We start from the raw sequence: 16,724 nt of genomic DNA on the forward strand, positions 1-16,724 counted from the left end.
GCACAACCGCTGCATTAGCTAATTCATCAATCATAAAACCCGGTCTTCAACGACGAAGAACAGGTTTCCCGAGAGAACGGGACAAGGACAAAGGCGTCCTCGCTAGGCAACTAGCGGGACGCCTTTTTTTGTTTGCGCACCATTTGTCGAACAAGGCCGCAATGCCCCCCATAAGGCAGGCCTTGCTCGCGGAGAACCTGATGAAAAAATTAAAACTGGTGATGATCGGTAATGGCATGGCCGGGGTTCGCACCCTGGAAGAATTGCTCAAGCTGAGCAATGAGCTGTACGACATCACGGTCTTCGGCGCCGAACCTCATGCCAACTACAACCGAATCCTGCTCTCTCCGGTGCTGGCCGGTGAGCAGACCTTCGAAGAGATCGTGCTCAACGATCTGGACTGGTACCTGGAAAACAACATCAAGCTGCTGCTCAACCGCAAAGTCGTGCAGATCGATCGGGTTAAACGTCGGGTTATTGCCGAGGACGGCACCGAAGCCGAATACGACCGCCTGCTGATCGCCACCGGTTCCACGCCGTTCATTCTGCCCATCCCGGGCAACACGCTGGATGGCGTCATCGGTTACCGCGACATCGCCGATACCCAGGCGATGATCGACACCGCCAAAACCCACAAGCACGCGGTGGTCATCGGTGGCGGCCTGCTCGGTCTTGAAGCGGCCAACGGCCTGATGCTGCGCGGCATGCACGTGACCGTGGTACACATCGGCGAATGGTTGCTGGATCGCCAGCTGGACCCCATCAGCGGCCAACTGCTGCAAACCGCCCTTGAGGCACGCGGCCTGCATTTTCGACTGCGCGAACAAACCAACGCGTTGCACGACGCTGGTAACGGTCGGGTTGGCTCGGTCGAGTTCAAGAACGGCGACATCATCCCCGCCGATCTGGTGGTCATGGCTGCCGGCATCCGCCCCAATACCGAGCTCGCCGAGCGTGCAGGCATCCCGTGCAACCGCGGGATTCTGGTCAACGACACCTTGCAAACCTATGACCCGCGCATTTACGCGATCGGCGAATGCGCCAGCCATCGCGGCATCGCGTACGGCCTGGTGGCGCCACTGTTCGAGCAGGCCAAGGTGTGCGCTAACCACCTCGCACAACTGGGCTTTGCCCGCTATCAGGGCTCTGTCACCTCGACCAAGTTGAAGGTCACCGGCATCGACCTGTTCTCCGCTGGCGATTTCATGGGCGGTGAAGGCACCGAAACCATCACCCTCAGTGACCCGATTGGCGGGGTCTACAAAAAACTGGTGATCAAGGACGACATTCTGGTGGGCGCCTGCCTGTACGGCGACACGGCCGACGGTGGCTGGTACTTCCGCCAGATCCGTGAGAATCACGCCATCGGTGAGATCCGTGATCATCTGATGTTTGGCGAAAATGCTATTGGCGACGTCGGCCACCAGGGTCAGGACAAAGCCATGAGCATGGCCGACACCGCCGAAGTCTGCGGCTGCAATGGCGTGTGCAAAGGCACCATCGTCAAGGCGATCCAGGAGCACGGGCTGTTCAGCGTCGACGATGTCAAAAAGCACACCAAGGCCGCCAGCTCTTGCGGCTCTTGCGCGGGATTGGTGGAACAGATTCTGATCAACACCGTGGGCGGTGCTGCAGACGTCAAACCCAAAAGCGAAAAAGCCATTTGCGGATGCAGCGACCTCAATCACGGGCAAATCCGCCAGGCCATCCGCGATCAACACCTGTTGACCATTGCCGGCACCCAAAGCTACCTGAACTGGCGCACGCCGAACGGCTGCGCCACCTGCCGCCCGGCGCTCAACTATTACCTGATTTCAACCTGGCCCGGCGAAGCGAAGGATGACCCGCAATCGCGCCTGATCAACGAACGTGCCCACGCCAACATTCAAAAAGATGGCACCTATTCGGTCGTCCCGCGGATGTGGGGCGGCGTCACCAACCCCTCCGAACTGCGCCGCATCGCCGACGTGGCCGACAAGTACAACGTGCCGATGGTCAAGGTCACGGGCGGGCAGCGCATCGATTTGCTGGGAATCAAGAAGCACGACCTGCCGGGCGTGTGGAAGGATCTGGACATGCCTTCCGGCCACGCCTACGGCAAATCCATCCGTACCGTGAAGACCTGCGTGGGCAGCGAATTCTGCCGCTTCGGCACGCAAAACTCGACTCAACTGGGCATTGAGCTGGAGCACGACCTGTTCAATATGTGGTCGCCGCACAAGGTCAAACTGGCGGTCTCCGGCTGCCCACGGAACTGCTCGGAAGCAGGTATCAAGGACGTAGGGATTATCGGCGTGGACTCCGGCTGGGAGATGTATATCGGCGGTAACGGCGGGATCAAGACCGAAGTCGCCGAGTTCTTCGTCAAGCTCAAGACTGCCGAAGAAGTACGCGAGTACAACGGCGCCTTTTTACAGCTGTATCGCGAAGAAGCCTTTTACCTTGAGCGCACCGTGCATTACCTGCAACGGGTCGGCATGGAGCACATCAAAAAGGCTGTGCTCGAAGATCCCGACCGGCGTAAGGCGCTCAATGATCGTCTGCAGTTTTCCCTGTCGTTTGAACAAGATCCGTGGAAAGAGCGCCTGGAGCAGCCGCTGCTGAAAAAGGAATTCGACGTCATCCCCGTGAAAAACCTGGAGGTGCTGGCATGAACTGGCTGGATATCTGCTCATTAGAGGAAATCAACGCCCTGGGCTCACGGATCATTACGGGGCCAAAGGGTGATATCGCGATCTTTCGCACCAGCGACGACGAAGTGTTCGCACTCGATGACCGCTGCCCGCACAAGGGCGGTCCGTTGTCCCAGGGGTTGATCTACGGCAAGCGCGTTGCCTGCCCGTTGCACAACTGGCAAATCGACCTGCAAACCGGCGAAGCCCAAGCTCCGGATATTGGCTGCGCCCATCACCACCCGGCGCGGGTCGAAAATGGCCGCGTGCAGTTGGCCCTGCGGGACGCAGGCTGATGAACCGCCAGATCACCGCCTCCACTTGCTGCTATTGCGGGGTCGGCTGCGGCGTGCTGATCGAACATGACGGCGAGCGCATTCTCGGTGTCAGCGGCGATCCGGCGCATCCGGCCAACTTCGGAAAAATGTGCAGCAAGGGCTCGACGCTGCACCTGACGGGCGACCTCAACACGCGCGCGCTGTACCCGCAATTGCGCCTGGGCAAAGACCTTGCCCGGGGCCGCACCGACTGGGACAGCGCCCTGGATCACGCGGCCAGCGTGTTTGCCGCCACCATCGCCGAACACGGCCCCGACAGCGTTGCGTTTTACATCTCCGGGCAGTTGCTGACCGAGGATTACTACGCCTTCAACAAACTGGCGCGGGCGCTGGTGGGCACCAACAACATCGACAGCAATTCGCGGCTGTGCATGTCTTCGGCCGTGGTCGGCTACAAACGCAGCCTGGGCGCCGATGCACCGCCTTGCAGTTATGAAGACCTTGAGCTGAGCGACTGCGTGATGATCGTCGGCAGCAATATGGCCTACGCCCATCCGGTACTGTTTCGCCGATTGGAGGAGGCAAAAGCCCGGCGTCCGGCCATGAAAGTCATCGTCATCGACCCGCGTCGGACCGACACCTGCGATCTGGCTGACTTGCATCTGGCGATTCTACCCGGTACCGATGTCGCTTTGTTTCACGGGATTTTGCACTTGCTGTTGTGGGAAGACTGGATCGACCGTGACTTTATCCAGGCTCACACTCAGGGCCTGCCCGAGCTTAAAAGCCTGGTGCGCGACTACACCCCACAGATGGTGTCGCAGCTGTGCGGCATCAGCGTCGGGCAATTGCAGCAATGCGCCGAATGGGTCGGCACCTCGCCGAGCTTTCTGTCGCTGTGGTGCATGGGCCTTAACCAGTCCACCGCCGGCAGTGCGAAAAACAGCGCCCTGATCAACCTGCATCTGGCCACCGGGCAGATCGGCCGGCCCGGCTCAGGACCGTTCTCGCTGACCGGTCAGCCCAATGCCATGGGTGGGCGCGAAACCGGCAGCTTGTCCAACCTGTTGCCCGGCCATCGCGAAGCCGCCAATGCCGAGCATCGGGCCGAAGTCGCCGCGTACTGGGGGGTTGAACAACTGCCGCACACCACCGGCCTGAGCGCCATCGAGCTGTTTGAGCAGATGGCCAGTGGCAAGATCAAGGCCGTGTGGATCGCCTGTACCAACCCTGCGCAATCCATGCCGGATCAGACCGCTGTGCGGGCGGCGTTACTGGCCTGCCCGTTCGTGGTGCTGCAAGAGGCGTTTCATACCACCGAAACCGCCGCCTTTGCCGACCTGTTGCTGCCCGCCGCCAGTTGGGGCGAAAAGGACGGCACGGTGACCAACTCCGAGCGACGTATTTCCCATGTGCGAAAAGCCATCGCCGCACCGGGGGAGGCGCGCTCAGATTGGGCGATCACTGTGGATTTCGCACAACGTCTTGAAAAACATCTGCGCCCTGCGCAACCCGGCCTGTTTGCATTTGAAACCGCGGCGCAGGTGTTCGATGAGTACAAGCACCTGACCCAGGGCCGTGACCTGGACTTGTCGGGTATCAGCCATGCCGTGCTCGATGCCATTGGCCCGCAACAGTGGCCCTTCCCTGCCGGCGCCCGCGAAGGCACGGCTCGCCTGTATCTGGACGGGATTTTTCCTACTGCCACGGGTCATGCCCAGTTTGTGGCCGACCCTTATCGGGCCGCCAAGGAGCAACGGGATGCGCGTTTCCCGCTGACCCTGATCACCGGTCGCCTGCGTGACCAATGGCACGGCATGAGCCGCACCGGCACCGCCGCGCAATTGTTCGGTCACGTCAGTGAAGCGGTGTTGAGCCTGCACCCGGACGAACTGCGCCGCCATCGCTTGCAACCCGGTGACTTGATCAGCCTCAAAAGCCGACGCGGGGCGGTGATCATGCCGGTCAGCAGTGATGACAGCGTGCGGCCGGGGCAGGCGTTTTTGCCGATGCACTGGGGCGACCGCTTTCTCAAAGGCGGGGTCAATACACTGACCCTGCCAGCTTTCGACCCCCTGTCCAAACAACCGGAACTCAAGCACAGCGCCGTAAGGCTTGAGCCGGTGCAATTACCTTGGCACCTGTTCGCCCTGATAGAGGGGGATGTTCAACAGAAATTCGAGACGCTGCGCCCGCTCTGCGAAGCTTTTTCGTATGTGAGTTTCAGCCTGACGGGCCGCGAGCGCCCAGCGCTGTTGATCCGTGCGGCCAGCGCCAGCGCGCCAGACCCGCAGCTGCTGCGCGACATCGACCAATGCCTGGGGCTCAACGAGGGCCCGGTGCTGGCTTACGACGACCCGCGTCGTTCCATCGGCAAACGGGTACGTATTGAAAACAGCCGCATTACCGCCATTCGACTGGCCGGGGAAACCCTCGCCCAGCATTGGCTGCAAAGCCTGTGGCTGGAAGGTCGCGCCGACGAACAGTTGCGGCGCTGGCTGCTGGCGCCATTGAGCGCTCCGCCCGGCAACGTCGACACCCCGGCCGGGGGCAACAAAATTGTGTGCAACTGCAAGAACGTCAGCCAGAGCGCGGTATGTGCCGGCATCGACCAGGGGCTGGACTTGCAGGGGCTGAAAAATACGTTGGGCTGCGGAACGCAATGCGGCTCCTGCGTCCCGGAAATCAAGCGTTTGCTGGCTGCCCAGGCGCAGCCGATCGCCGTCATCGCGTGAGGAAATCACAATGAGTGCAAAAGTCTGGCTGGTGGGTGCAGGCCCGGGGGATCCGGAACTGCTGACGCTCAAGGCCGTGCGCGCCCTGCGCGAAGCGGATGTGGTGCTGATTGACGATCTGGTCAATCACGCCGTGCTGGAACATTGCCCGACGGCCCGGGTGATTTCGGTGGGCAAGCGTGGTGGGTGTCGTTCGACGCCACAGGCGTTTATTCATCGCCTGATGCTGCGTTATGCCCGTCACGGCAAATGCGTGGTGCGGCTCAAGGGCGGCGATCCGTGCATCTTCGGCCGTGGTGGCGAAGAGGCCCAGTGGTTGCGCGAACACGGGGTTGAGGTGGAGCTGGTTAACGGCATTACGGCCGGGCTGGCGGGAGCCACGCAATGCAATATTCCGTTGACCCTGCGCGGCGTGGCCCGAGGCGTGACGCTGGTGACGGCGCACACTCAGGATGAGAGCCAGGTGAACTGGCAGGCACTGGCGCAAAGCGGTACCACGCTGGTGGTGTATATGGGCGTGGCCAAATTGAGCGAAATCCGCGAGCATTTGCTGGCGGGGGGCATGGCCGCGGATATGCCGGTGGCCATGATTGAAAATGCGTCCCTGCCCCATCAGCGCGAATGCCGCGGCCTCCTGAGCGCGATGGAGCAGGATGCCGAGGCCTTCGAACTGAAAAGCCCGGCGATTCTGGTGATTGGTCGCGTGGCAGCCCATGCGCAACAACACCTGTTGGCACAGGACCTCTGTGGGAGCGAGCCTGCTCGCGAAAGTATCAAGTCGCGCTATCGGTAACGACCTTCGCGAGCAGGCTCGCTCCCACAATGAGTGGCTGGGTCCGTGGTCTGGCCGATCAGGTGATCGGTGCCGGGTTGAACAGGGTGATGTCGTTGTGCAGTTTGTGCTGTTCGGCCCAGGTGTGTTTTTTGCCGCTGGCGACGTCCAGGTAGTAATGGAACAGTTCCCAGCCCAGGTCTTCGATGGTCGCACGCCCGGTGGCGATGCGTCCGGCGTCGATATCGATCAGGTCCGGCCAGCGCTGTGCCAGTTCGGTGCGGGTCGACACTTTCACCACGGGGGCCATTGCCAGCCCATACGGTGTGCCGCGCCCAGTGGTGAACACGTGCAGGTTCATCCCGGCAGCCAGTTGCAAGGTGCCGCACACAAAGTCGCTGGCAGGCGTCGCACAAAAAATCAGCCCTTTGCGCGTGAAACGCTCGCCCGGGCCAAGCACGCCATTGATCGCGCTGCTGCCGGACTTGACGATGGAACCCAGGGATTTTTCGACGATATTCGACAGCCCGCCCTTTTTGTTACCCGGCGTGGTGTTCGCGCTGCGGTCCGCTTCGCCTTTGGCCAGATAACGGTCGTACCAGTCCATCTCGCGGACCAGCTCTTGAGCAACGGCCTGAGTCTCGGCGCGGGAGGTCAGCAGGTAGATGGCATCGCGCACTTCGGTGACTTCGGAAAACATCACCGTTGCCCCCGCACGTAGCAGCAAGTCCGAGGCATAACCCAGCGCAGGGTTGGCGGTAATCCCGGAAAATGCATCGCTGCCGCCACATTGCATGCCCAGGATCAACTCGGACGCCGGCACTGTTTCGCGACGGCGTTGATCGAGCTTTTTGAGGCGGATCTCGGCCAGGGCCATGATCTGCTCGATCATCTCGGTAAAGCCGTGGCTGGAATCCTGCAAGCGGTACAACCACGGATCGCTCAAGTCCACCGAGCTGTCGTTTTCATGCATCACCTGACTGGCTTGCAGTTTTTCGCAGCCCAGACCGATGACCAGCGCCTCACCGCCCAGATTGGGGTTGCGCGCCAGGTTGCGCACCGTGCGGATCGGGATATAGGCATCGGTGGCACTGATGGCCACGCCACAGCCGTAGCTGTGGGTCAGCGCGACCACATCATCGACATGGGGGTAAAGAGGCAGCAGTTCTTCTTTGATCCGCTTGACCGCATGGTCCAGCACACCGGTAACGCACTGCACGGTGGTGGTGATGCCAAGGATATTGCGCGTGCCCACGGTGCCATCTGCGTTGCGATACCCCTCGAAGGTGTAGCCCTCCAGCGGCGCCTGCGCCGCCGGAACATCCGTGGACAGCGGCAGGCTGTCCAGCGGCGGTGCGGTGGGCATGCGCAGTTGGTCTTCGTTGACCCAACTGCCCCGAGCAATGGCTTGCAAGGCGTAACCGATGACCTGGCCGTAGCGAATCACTTCGCCGCCCTGGGGGATGTCTTCCAGAGTGACTTTGTGGCTCTGAGGCACAAAGTCCAGAGTCACGAGGCCATCAGCAAACACAGTGCCAGCCGGTACACCCTGATCATTAACCACCACTGCAACGTTATCCAGCGGGTGCAGGCGGATCGAGCGCGGCGAATCGGAATGTTCAATCAATGTCATGACGCCGCTCCTCAAGAATTCACAGGTTTAAGATCGGCCGTTAGCGGGCCGCTGGTCGGTGGCTCTTTGAGTACCACACGCTTGATCGGGCCTACGATAACCAGGTAGCTGAATACCGCCATCAATGCATTGCAACCGACAAACACCAGCGCCCATTTGAACGAGCCAGTGGTGCTGATGATGTAACCAATGACGATGGGAGTGGTAATGGAAGCGAGGTTACCAAAGGTATTGAACAGGCCACCGCTCAGGCCGGCGATCTGTTTGGGCGAGGTATCGGACACCACCGCCCAGCCCAGTGCGCCAACGCCCTTGCCGAAGAATGCCAGGGCCATAAAGCCAACCACCATCCATTCAACGTCCACGTAGTTGCAGGCCACAATGCTGCTGGAGACCAGCAGGCCAGCGATGATCGGTGCCTTGCGGGCGAACGTCAGTGAGTGGCCTTTGCGCAACAGGTAATCGGAAATGACCCCGCCCAGCACGCCGCCGATAAACCCGCAGATCGCAGGCAACGACGCAATGAAACCGGCTTTGAGGATGGTCATGCCGCGATCCTGCACCAGATACACCGGGAACCAGGTCAGGAAGAAGTAGGTAATGCCGTTGATGCAGTACTGGCCCAAATAAACGCCAAGCATCATGCGGTTAGTGAGCAGTTGGCGTATGTAGTCCCACTTTGGTCCGTCGGACTTTTTGCCTTTCTGGTCCATGTCGACCATACCGCCGTTTTCAGCGATGTACTTGAACTCTGCCTCGTTGATGCGTGGGTGTTCACGCGGGCTGTAGATCACCTTGAGCCAGATGCCCGAGAAGACGATACCCAGAATGCCCATGACGATAAACACATGCTCCCAACCGAAGGAGTAAACGATCCAGCCCATCAACGGTGCGAACAATACAGTGGCGAAGTATTGCGCCGAGTTGAAGATCGCGGACGCAGTGCCACGCTCTGCCGTCGGAAACCAGGCAGCAACGATGCGGGCGTTTCCAGGAAAGGAGGGGGCTTCGGCCAGACCGACCAGAAAGCGCAGCATAAACAGCGCAACCACCGCTGTGGACATGCCGAACTCACCGATAAAGCCTTGCAGCACGGTGAACAGTGACCAGGTGAAAATACTCAGGGCGTAAACTTTTTTAGAACCGAAACGGTCCAGGAGCCAGCCACCGGGGATTTGTCCGGCCACATAGGCCCAGCCAAATGCGGAGAAGATATAACCCAGGGTAACGGCGTCAATGCCGAGGTCTTTTTGCAGGCTGGAGCCTGCGATGGCGATAGTGGCACGGTCTGCATAATTGATAGTGGTCACCAGAAAAAGCATGAGCAAAATCATATAACGGACATGCGTCGGCTTGGTCGCTTGCATGTAGTACTACTCCCACTGTTTATTTTTATGCGCGGGTGAATCTATTTTTTTGGTGTAGCTAACAGTTCCAACAGAAATATTGCACTAGCCGACGTTCGTAATCCTTCACACAAAAGGCCGCTGATTTCTCAGCGGCCTTGGCTTTTGCTTACTGCGGACCTTGCTTGTCGATCAAGGCAGCCAGTGCCTCGTACTCTTCTGGCAACAAGTCGGTCAGTGGCGTACGCACCGGGCCAGCACTGTAACCGGAAATAGTGGCGCCAGCCTTGACGATACTGACGGCGTAACCGGCTTTGCGATTACGAATGTCCAGGTACGGCAGGAAGAAGTCGTCGATGATCTTGCCCACGGTGGCGTGATCTTCACGGGCCACGGCGTGGTAGAAGTCCATCGCGGTTTTCGGGATGAAGTTGAACACGGCAGAGGAGTAAACCGGTACGCCCAGCGCCTTGTAGGCCGCCGCGTAGACTTCGGCGGTCGGCAGGCCGCCCAGGTAGCTGAAGCGATCACCGAGGCGGCGACGGATCGACACCATCAACTCGATATCACCCAGGCCATCCTTGTAGCCGATCAGGTTCGGGCAACGCTCGGCCAGACGCTCCAGCAGCGGCGCGGTCAAACGGCAGACGTTACGGTTGTAGACGATCACGCCGATTTTCACCGACTTGCACACCGCCTCAACGTGGGCGGCAACGCCGTCCTGGCTGGCTTCAGTCAGGTAATGCGGCAGCAGCAGCAAACCTTTGGCACCCAGACGCTCGGCTTCTTGAGCGTACTCGATGGCCTGGCGGGTCGAACCACCGACACCGGCGAGGATCGGCACGCTGGTGGCGCAAGTATCGACTGCAGTTTTGATCACTTGCGAATATTCGCTGGCTGCCAGGGAGAAGAACTCGCCGGTGCCGCCTGCTGCGAACAGGGCCGAGGCGCCGTACGGGGCCAGCCATTCAAGACGCTTGATGTAGCCCTCACGGTGGAAATCACCTTGAGCATTGAAGTCGGTTATCGGAAAGGACAACAGACCGTTAGAGAGGATGGACTTCAGTTCTTGTGGATTCATTATTCGAACACCCTGGGAGCACGTTGTGATGAGAAATACGTAAGCACTTCGCTACGTCGTACGTCATCGTACAACTTAAAAAGATAACGTCAATCTCATTTCTTGTATTCGTGCGGAGCGATGGCCAAATTTTGGTTAATGAAAAGCACAAAGCCCGTCTAGCACGGGCTTTGTGGGATTCAGGCAGAGTCGAAATTTAATTTCAGAACAGAGATAGGTTGTCTGAGAAGTGGCTTTAATCGATACCTACTGAGAAGGTACTTAAACCGTAGGAGCGAGCCTGCTCGCGAAAATCATTCGCGAGCAGGCTCGCTCCCACAGGGGCCTTACCCGCGTTGCGCTTCTGCTTCTTCATGGGCATGGCGCAGGCGTTCGCGGCTGTTGGTCAGGTGCAAGCGCATGGCCGCACGGGCCGCTTCGGAATCCTGACGGGCAATGGCCTGGTAGATTTCTTCGTGCTCGCGGTTGAGCCGGGTCATGTAGTGCTGCTGGTCATCATGGGCCAGACGCGCCGAATTGAGACGGGTACGCGGAATGATGCTGGTGCCCAGGTGAGTCATGATGTCGGTGAAGTAGCGGTTGCCCGTCGACAGCGCAATCTGCAGATGGAACTGAAAGTCCGACGCCACGGCATCACCATTGCGTGCCGCGTTTTCATTCAGGGCATCCAGCGCTGCACGCATCGCGGCCAGTTGTTCTTCATTGCGCCGCTGGGCAGCCAAACCGGCTGACTCCACTTCAAGGCTGATACGCAGCTCAAGAATCGCCAGTACATCGCGCAAGGTTACGACCGTTGCCGGATCGATCCGAAAACCGCTCGGGCTCGGTGTATCCAGCACAAAGGTGCCGATACCGTGGCGGGTCTCGACCTGCCCTGCCGCCTGCAAACGGGAAATCGCTTCGCGCACCACCGTGCGGCTGACGCCATGCGCCTCCATGATCGCGGATTCGGTAGGCAACTTGTCGCCACGCTTGAGCATACCGTCGCGGATCTGCTCGGACAGCACCGTCACCAACTCTTGCGCGAGGCTGCGGCGCTTGCGAGGGAGGCGGGGTACGTCGATCTGGTTTTCCATGTTGAACATTTTTCTCGAAATCAAAGGGGTCAGGGGCACTTCATGTAAGCAGCTGAAAAATCGCCCTGACACACCGGACGTCCGTGCTGCTGTGCTCCTGTATAGATGCATCATAGCTCAAGCCGGTTGTACGATCACCCGTTCACACAGGGCAACGTAAAACCTGGAGGCGCTGGTCTGCCTGCGATGCAGGCGAAACGGTCTGGCTGGCAGGCTACAGGTGATGCCATCGCTAGCCAGCCCACCCCCACATTGGTTCCTGCACGTGCCAGGTTTTGAGTTGCCCCCAAAACCTGTGTGCTTGCGCATATCAGGCTAGCTGCGGGGAAGACTGGTCCGCTTCAACATCGCTCACGACAAATGTGTCGTCCGGGATCCAGAACAGAAACGGGTCCTTGGCCGGTCGGCTGTCATCACGACGGCCACTCCCCTCCTCTGCCGATCCACCCGCACGACGAAAGCCATGCACCTGGCGCCGTTCGACATGAATGCTGGGGGCCGCCCCTTCACCGCTGGCAGGCTCGATGTTCATTGCCTGCAAGGTGGCCAGCAAATCATCGATGATCTGCTGACGATTCAGGGTGAACGCCGAGGCGAAGCAGCGCCAGAAGCGCCAGCCCGCCCGCTCCAGAATGCGCTGGCGGCGCATGTCGCTGTCCCAGCGGTCCGGGCCGTGAAAACGGTCGCCATCACACTCGATCGCCAGGCGACTGTCGTTGTCACCCTCGACCACCATGTCAATCCGATACGCCCCGACGCCGACCTGCGGGAGGACCCGATAGCCACGCTGCGTGAGCTCGTCGTACATATCGCGCTCAAAACCCGACTCGCACAACTCACGCAGATCACTGACCTGCGCTGCGTCCTGGGTAAAGGGGGTTTCAAAGTGCTCTATCAAGCCACGGCGCAAACCATCGACCGCGCTCAGGTCGGTGAGCTCGACGCTGCGCACCAGGTACATGCGGTCCCGCGCCCGCGACGCGGCCACATTGAAGCGCTGGGCAATCGAGTCTCGGCTATTGGCAAAACAATCTCCGGGGCTGGCCACCATCGACAGGAACATGATGTCCCGCTCCTTGCCCTGGAAAGTGCGCGCATCGCCACAGCTGATCTGGAACTGGGTGATCACTTCTTCACCCAGCTCCTTGGTCAGCATCTGCATCACTTTTTGCGCCTGCTCCGCCCCCAGCAACGAGACCACGCCAATGGTGCGCCCCGCGATCTGCGGCATGGCGATCAAGCGGCGGATTTCCTCGACAATTACATTGGCTTCGCCAAGGTTGAACTTGCCCTTTTTCTCCCCGTCCATCACCAGCAGATCCACCAGCGGCGGGTCCAGGCGCTCGGTCATCATCGGCAGGCGCAAAGGCTTGAGTTCGTGGTTGTAGAACTCGCGCTTGGAGTATTCGATGATCGGCGCCACACAGCGGAAATGCTCGCGCAGCATGGTGCCGCTCTTGGCAAATACCACTTTGAACAGGTCATACAGCGAACGCTCGGGGGACATCAATGGCCGGTAGAGCCCTACCTGATTGCCCAAAAAGCGCGCCATCATGTTCTGCACACGCTCTTCTTCCATGCCGATGCCGTCCGGCGAGACCTGTTTGTCATCGCCCACCACCAGCACTTTTTTCGCCCGCAGCAACGCTGGTAACGCGGTCAGATCAGACTGGGACGCCTCATCGATGATCACCAGATCAAAGGCACCGTATTGGGCCGGCAAGCTTTCGCAAATGCGGTAATGGGGCATGATCCAGCACGGGATCGCCGAGATCGCGACATCAGCGGCCAAGCGCGCGTCCTGCCGGTAACGCCCGGCACGCACACCTGTCCCTTTGCCGATTTTACGGATCGCGGTGCGATACAGCTCAAGGGCTGCCCTCACACTCGGCGTAGCGTTCTCTGACAACCGCAGCCAGGTGCGCTTGACCACCGCATCCTGATAAAGACGCGACAGGTTCAGCTCCAATTCACCGCGTAACTTGAACAGGCGCTTGAGGTCTTCACGCCCGTCGATGCTCTCCAGATACCGCGCCAAACGGCTCAGGCGCCACACCTCCAGACAGTTATCCGGGAGCAGACCATCTACCGGGCCGGTGCTCGGTTCGTCGCGCAAACGGGCGGCCCAGATCAGGCCGCCGCTCTGCGCGATAACGTCCGTCACCTGTTGCACCGTGCCGAGCGCATCCGCCAAGGCCAATACCCGGCGCAGCTCGTCCATCAGCTCGGACCACTGCACCTGAAGTTCAGCGGTGGTCACCTGTGGTTGACCCAGGCTCGTGTCCAGAAACCCTTGCAGACGCTCGCTCACTGCACCGCCACAACCGGCCAGTGCTGTATTGAAGGTGTGTTTAATGACCCAGGTCGCAGCCAGTCGGTGGCGCATCAGGTGATGACGCAAAAAGCTTTCGCCCTTGCCCAGCACAGTCTCGTCATTGCGCAACTGGCTGACGTCGGCCCAGTCCACGAGCAGATGTTTGAGTTCGGTTTGAGCACGGACTTCACCCTGCTCAGCACGGACAATATCGCCGTACTGCTCAATCGCCCGCGTCGCCGCCAGTAATTGTTCGGCGTCGGTTTCAAGGGTCGGCAGCGGCATCTCGGCAGCCAGGGCATTCCAGCGCAAAAGCAGCGTTCGCCCCAACAGCTGGAAGCGCACGAATGCTTGCACATGCGCCCAGTCCTGATCGCTTTGCGGTTTGCTGCCCAGCACCAGAATGGCGTCCAGCAACTGTTTCTGGCTGCCCTTGCCGATCAGGCCGGACAACCCGAACGGGCGTCGTCCCTGGGCCAGGTTATCGATGGCGGCCATCACCTCGGGCTGTGCCTGGAGCTCGAATGACAAGCTCACCGGCCGGGCAACAAATGCTTTGCGACCGGCCAGTGCCGCTTCGATCTCGCCCTTGAGGCTGTCAAAAAGCCCCAGCACATCGGCATTGGGGTTGCGCGACAAGTAGGCCTGCATGGCCGGCACCCAGGTGTGCTCTGCGGTTTTGAGCTGCGTGCGCAGTGCCTGCAATTGCTCCAGGTGCTCTACCAGAGCCTGCGCCTGCTCAAGGGTCTGCGTGCTGGAGTCCAGCAGACGCGGCACCTCGCCCGTACTTTCCTTGTGCTGCAACTGGCTTTCCCGGGCCAGATCCTGATGCACCTGAATCAGCGTTTGCGCATCCGGGAAGTCGGCCAGTTGCGGGACTTTGTGGCCCAGATAAGCCAGCGAGTCCTTGAGCGCCAACCGCGCCTCACGCAAGGCGATGATGTCTTGCAGGCTGAATTGCGGACGATGTTCGTCGCCAACCCCGATCTGATCGGCAAAGCCGTTGACCTCGTCTTGCGCCACAGCGACCTGCAACGCGGCATGGGTAGGGCTCAGGCGCTCACCGTCGATCTCCAGGTCAGACAGGTTGCGCTCGGCCCAGTGGGTAATCTCACGGTCGACACTGGCCATCTGACCGTGGAGGGTGTTGATTTCGTCGTCGATCTGGCCGATTTCGCGCTTGTACAGCGACCGATCGATACGCTGGACCTCAGCTGAAATCTTTTGAATGGCGAATTCGAACTGCTTCATGCCGTCCGCTTCGCTGCTCAGCAGGCTGATTGCCAGCGGGCGAATGTCTTCGGGCAGCTTTTCCTGCAACACGGCCAGGGCCGGGTCTTTCATCGACGTCACCAGTACTCGCTTGCCATTGGCCAGGTAATGGCTAATGACGTTGGCAATGGTGTGAGTCTTGCCGGTGCCTGGCGGGCCTTGCACCACCACCCCATCGTGCATTTCGAGCAGTTGGATGATTTGCACCTGCTCGTCGTTGTAGGGCTTGGGGAAGTACAGCTCGTGAACCTTAGTCCCTGGCGCATCACCACCTTGGGAGCCGCTGACGTAGGACAAACCCCGGAATGGGGGCAGGATTACGTCTTCAAGTACGCTGGAAGGTTCGGTCAAGATCGCCTGCAAGGCCGGGGGCAGTTCACCGATCTCTTCAATCGCGCTTTCGAAGCGGCCCAGGTCTTCAATAAACAGGTTGCTGTCACGGGTGCGGGCGAACAGGGTCCAGGTGTCTGTCACACACAAATGCTCAGCGGCCTTGGGCACCGAGCGATCACCTTCGGCAACCGTCGCCGGCAAGAATTGCCCCTGGGCATCGAGCAATGAAGAGGCAGAGCGAATCACCGGCTCATAACTGGAAGGGTTGAACGGACTGATAGCGACCTGATCTTTCTTGAAGTAATCCTTGGCCAGTGTCGCCAAAGCGCCTACCCCCGGAATATCGGCTGCCACATAGGCGTCCACTTCCAGCCGGGGTTGCGCGGCGCGCGGGCGGACTTCGATGGCCATGGTGTCCGGGTTGATGGCCAGCTCGACCAACTGGCTAATCAACGGGTAATGGATGAGGCCGACCACAGGATGTTCCCACGTCGAAACGCCTAACCCCCAGACCAGCTCCAGTTGCGCATCTCCCAGATTGCCCTGCATCTGCTGCACCAGCAGGAACAACTCGGCATACAGTTCGATGCTTTTACGCCGTAGCTTTTCCTCTGCGGCCCACAGTCGCCAAGCAGTTTGGCTGTAGGACTTGAACTGCGCCCTGATCTCGCCGGCGTCCAGGCACTCCTCAAGATTCACCCACTCATCAAGCGGGGCGTCTTCGCTGATATCGATGCCAACCACGGTCAACCGCGAAAGCTCGGGCTCGGACAACAGGCCGCTGCCGATCAGCACCTCACGCGCCACCCGCAGTTTTAGGGCAGGTTCGGTTTGCGGCGTGCCCTTGAGTTCGATCCACAGCGCCAGCAACGGGCTCAATGGCGCGGGCGGACGCGTCTCGTGCAAACGCTCAAGCCGCAGCCAGACTTCATCTTCGTCGCTTTCCAGCACATCCAGGCTGCCCCCCGGCAATGCCCGCAGCTTTTCTTCGCTGACACTGAATGCGTTGTGTTGGGTGACGGTCAACGCCGGCCGCTTCTGCATGAGTGCCGTCTGTTTTACAAATTCAATCAGACCGGCGAGACGTGCGCGTACTGTATCCATGTTTGAGCTGAACCACTTTGATAAGGGGGCGCATCGAAAAAAGTGAAAGCGCCTAGAGAAAGCGAAAATTCCTACAATGGCCGACACAATACAGAGGTTCAGGAGGTA

The 16,724-nt window shown here is 59.8% G+C and carries 9 protein-coding genes; 4 read left to right on the forward strand and 5 right to left on the reverse strand.

The genetic code is table 11. The features are described 5' to 3' along the window. The first annotated feature begins 200 nt into the window (after positions 1 to 200). From nirB to cobA, 4 genes are read left to right on the forward strand one after another with little or no spacing between them, the layout of a single operon-like run. Complete coding sequence (nirB, locus tag RGV06_RS11420) at positions 201 to 2,654, forward strand: nitrite reductase large subunit NirB (protein WP_046809412.1); 2,454 nt, start codon at positions 201 to 203, stop codon at positions 2,652 to 2,654. Continuing rightward, positions 2,651 to 2,968, forward strand: coding sequence for a nitrite reductase small subunit NirD (nirD, locus tag RGV06_RS11425; protein WP_019827362.1), 318 nt, complete (start codon positions 2,651 to 2,653; stop codon positions 2,966 to 2,968). The genes nirB and nirD overlap by 4 nt, the downstream gene beginning before the upstream one ends. Beyond that, positions 2,968 to 5,685 (forward strand): molybdopterin-dependent oxidoreductase, encoded by a 2,718-nt coding sequence (locus RGV06_RS11430; protein ID WP_322150026.1) that lies wholly within the window; start codon positions 2,968 to 2,970, stop codon positions 5,683 to 5,685. Before nirD ends, RGV06_RS11430 begins: the two co-directional genes overlap by 1 nt. A 10-nt stretch (positions 5,686 to 5,695) precedes the next feature. Continuing rightward, positions 5,696 to 6,478 carry a uroporphyrinogen-III C-methyltransferase gene (gene cobA, locus RGV06_RS11435; RefSeq protein WP_322150027.1) on the forward strand — a complete coding sequence of 261 codons (783 nt, stop codon included), beginning with the start codon at positions 5,696 to 5,698 and terminating at the stop codon, positions 6,476 to 6,478. Positions 6,479 to 6,536: 58 nt separating this feature from the next. Here the strand turns inward: cobA and garD are convergent, their stop codons facing one another. From garD to RGV06_RS11460, 5 genes are all read right to left on the reverse strand, one after another. Beyond that, positions 6,537 to 8,090: a galactarate dehydratase gene (garD, locus tag RGV06_RS11440; protein WP_019827359.1), complete on the reverse strand. Its 1,554-nt coding sequence runs from the start codon at positions 8,088 to 8,090 to the stop codon at positions 6,537 to 6,539. Between the two features lie 11 nt (positions 8,091 to 8,101). Further along, a complete protein-coding gene (locus RGV06_RS11445) occupies positions 8,102 to 9,457 on the reverse strand; it encodes an MFS transporter (RefSeq protein WP_019827358.1) in 1,356 nt (451 codons plus the stop codon). Positions 9,458 to 9,605: 148 nt separating this feature from the next. After that, positions 9,606 to 10,517 (reverse strand): 5-dehydro-4-deoxyglucarate dehydratase, encoded by a 912-nt coding sequence (gene kdgD, locus RGV06_RS11450; RefSeq protein WP_019827357.1) that lies wholly within the window; start codon positions 10,515 to 10,517, stop codon positions 9,606 to 9,608. 326 nt (positions 10,518 to 10,843) lie between these two features. Beyond that, positions 10,844 to 11,593, reverse strand: coding sequence for a FadR/GntR family transcriptional regulator (locus RGV06_RS11455; protein ID WP_019827355.1), 750 nt, complete (start codon positions 11,591 to 11,593; stop codon positions 10,844 to 10,846). Positions 11,594 to 11,903: 310 nt separating this feature from the next. After that, complete coding sequence (locus RGV06_RS11460) at positions 11,904 to 16,616, reverse strand: AAA domain-containing protein (RefSeq protein WP_322150028.1); 4,713 nt, start codon at positions 16,614 to 16,616, stop codon at positions 11,904 to 11,906. Between the last annotated feature and the right edge of the window lie 108 nt (positions 16,617 to 16,724).

Origin of the sequence: Pseudomonas sp. CCI3.1, assembly GCF_034313985.1 — a bacterium.
GTDB classification, from domain to species: Bacteria; Pseudomonadota; Gammaproteobacteria; order Pseudomonadales; family Pseudomonadaceae; genus Aquipseudomonas; species Aquipseudomonas psychrophila.

Bases quoted from the DNA above. Each gene is read 5' to 3' on its own strand.
- RGV06_RS11460 (WP_322150028.1), bottom strand. From the start codon at position 16,616: ATGGATACAGTACGCGCACGTCTCGCCGGTCTGATTGAATTTGTAAAA.
- nirD (WP_019827362.1), top strand. From the start codon at position 2,651: ATGAACTGGCTGGATATCTGCTCATTAGAGGAAATCAACGCCCTGGGC.
- RGV06_RS11430 (WP_322150026.1), top strand. From the start codon at position 2,968: ATGAACCGCCAGATCACCGCCTCCACTTGCTGCTATTGCGGGGTCGGC.
- RGV06_RS11445 (WP_019827358.1), bottom strand. From the start codon at position 9,457: ATGCAAGCGACCAAGCCGACGCATGTCCGTTATATGATTTTGCTCATG.
- RGV06_RS11455 (WP_019827355.1), bottom strand. From the start codon at position 11,593: ATGGAAAACCAGATCGACGTACCCCGCCTCCCTCGCAAGCGCCGCAGC.
- kdgD (WP_019827357.1), bottom strand. From the start codon at position 10,517: ATGAATCCACAAGAACTGAAGTCCATCCTCTCTAACGGTCTGTTGTCC.
- garD (WP_019827359.1), bottom strand. From the start codon at position 8,090: ATGACATTGATTGAACATTCCGATTCGCCGCGCTCGATCCGCCTGCAC.
- nirB (WP_046809412.1), top strand. From the start codon at position 201: ATGAAAAAATTAAAACTGGTGATGATCGGTAATGGCATGGCCGGGGTT.
- cobA (WP_322150027.1), top strand. From the start codon at position 5,696: ATGAGTGCAAAAGTCTGGCTGGTGGGTGCAGGCCCGGGGGATCCGGAA.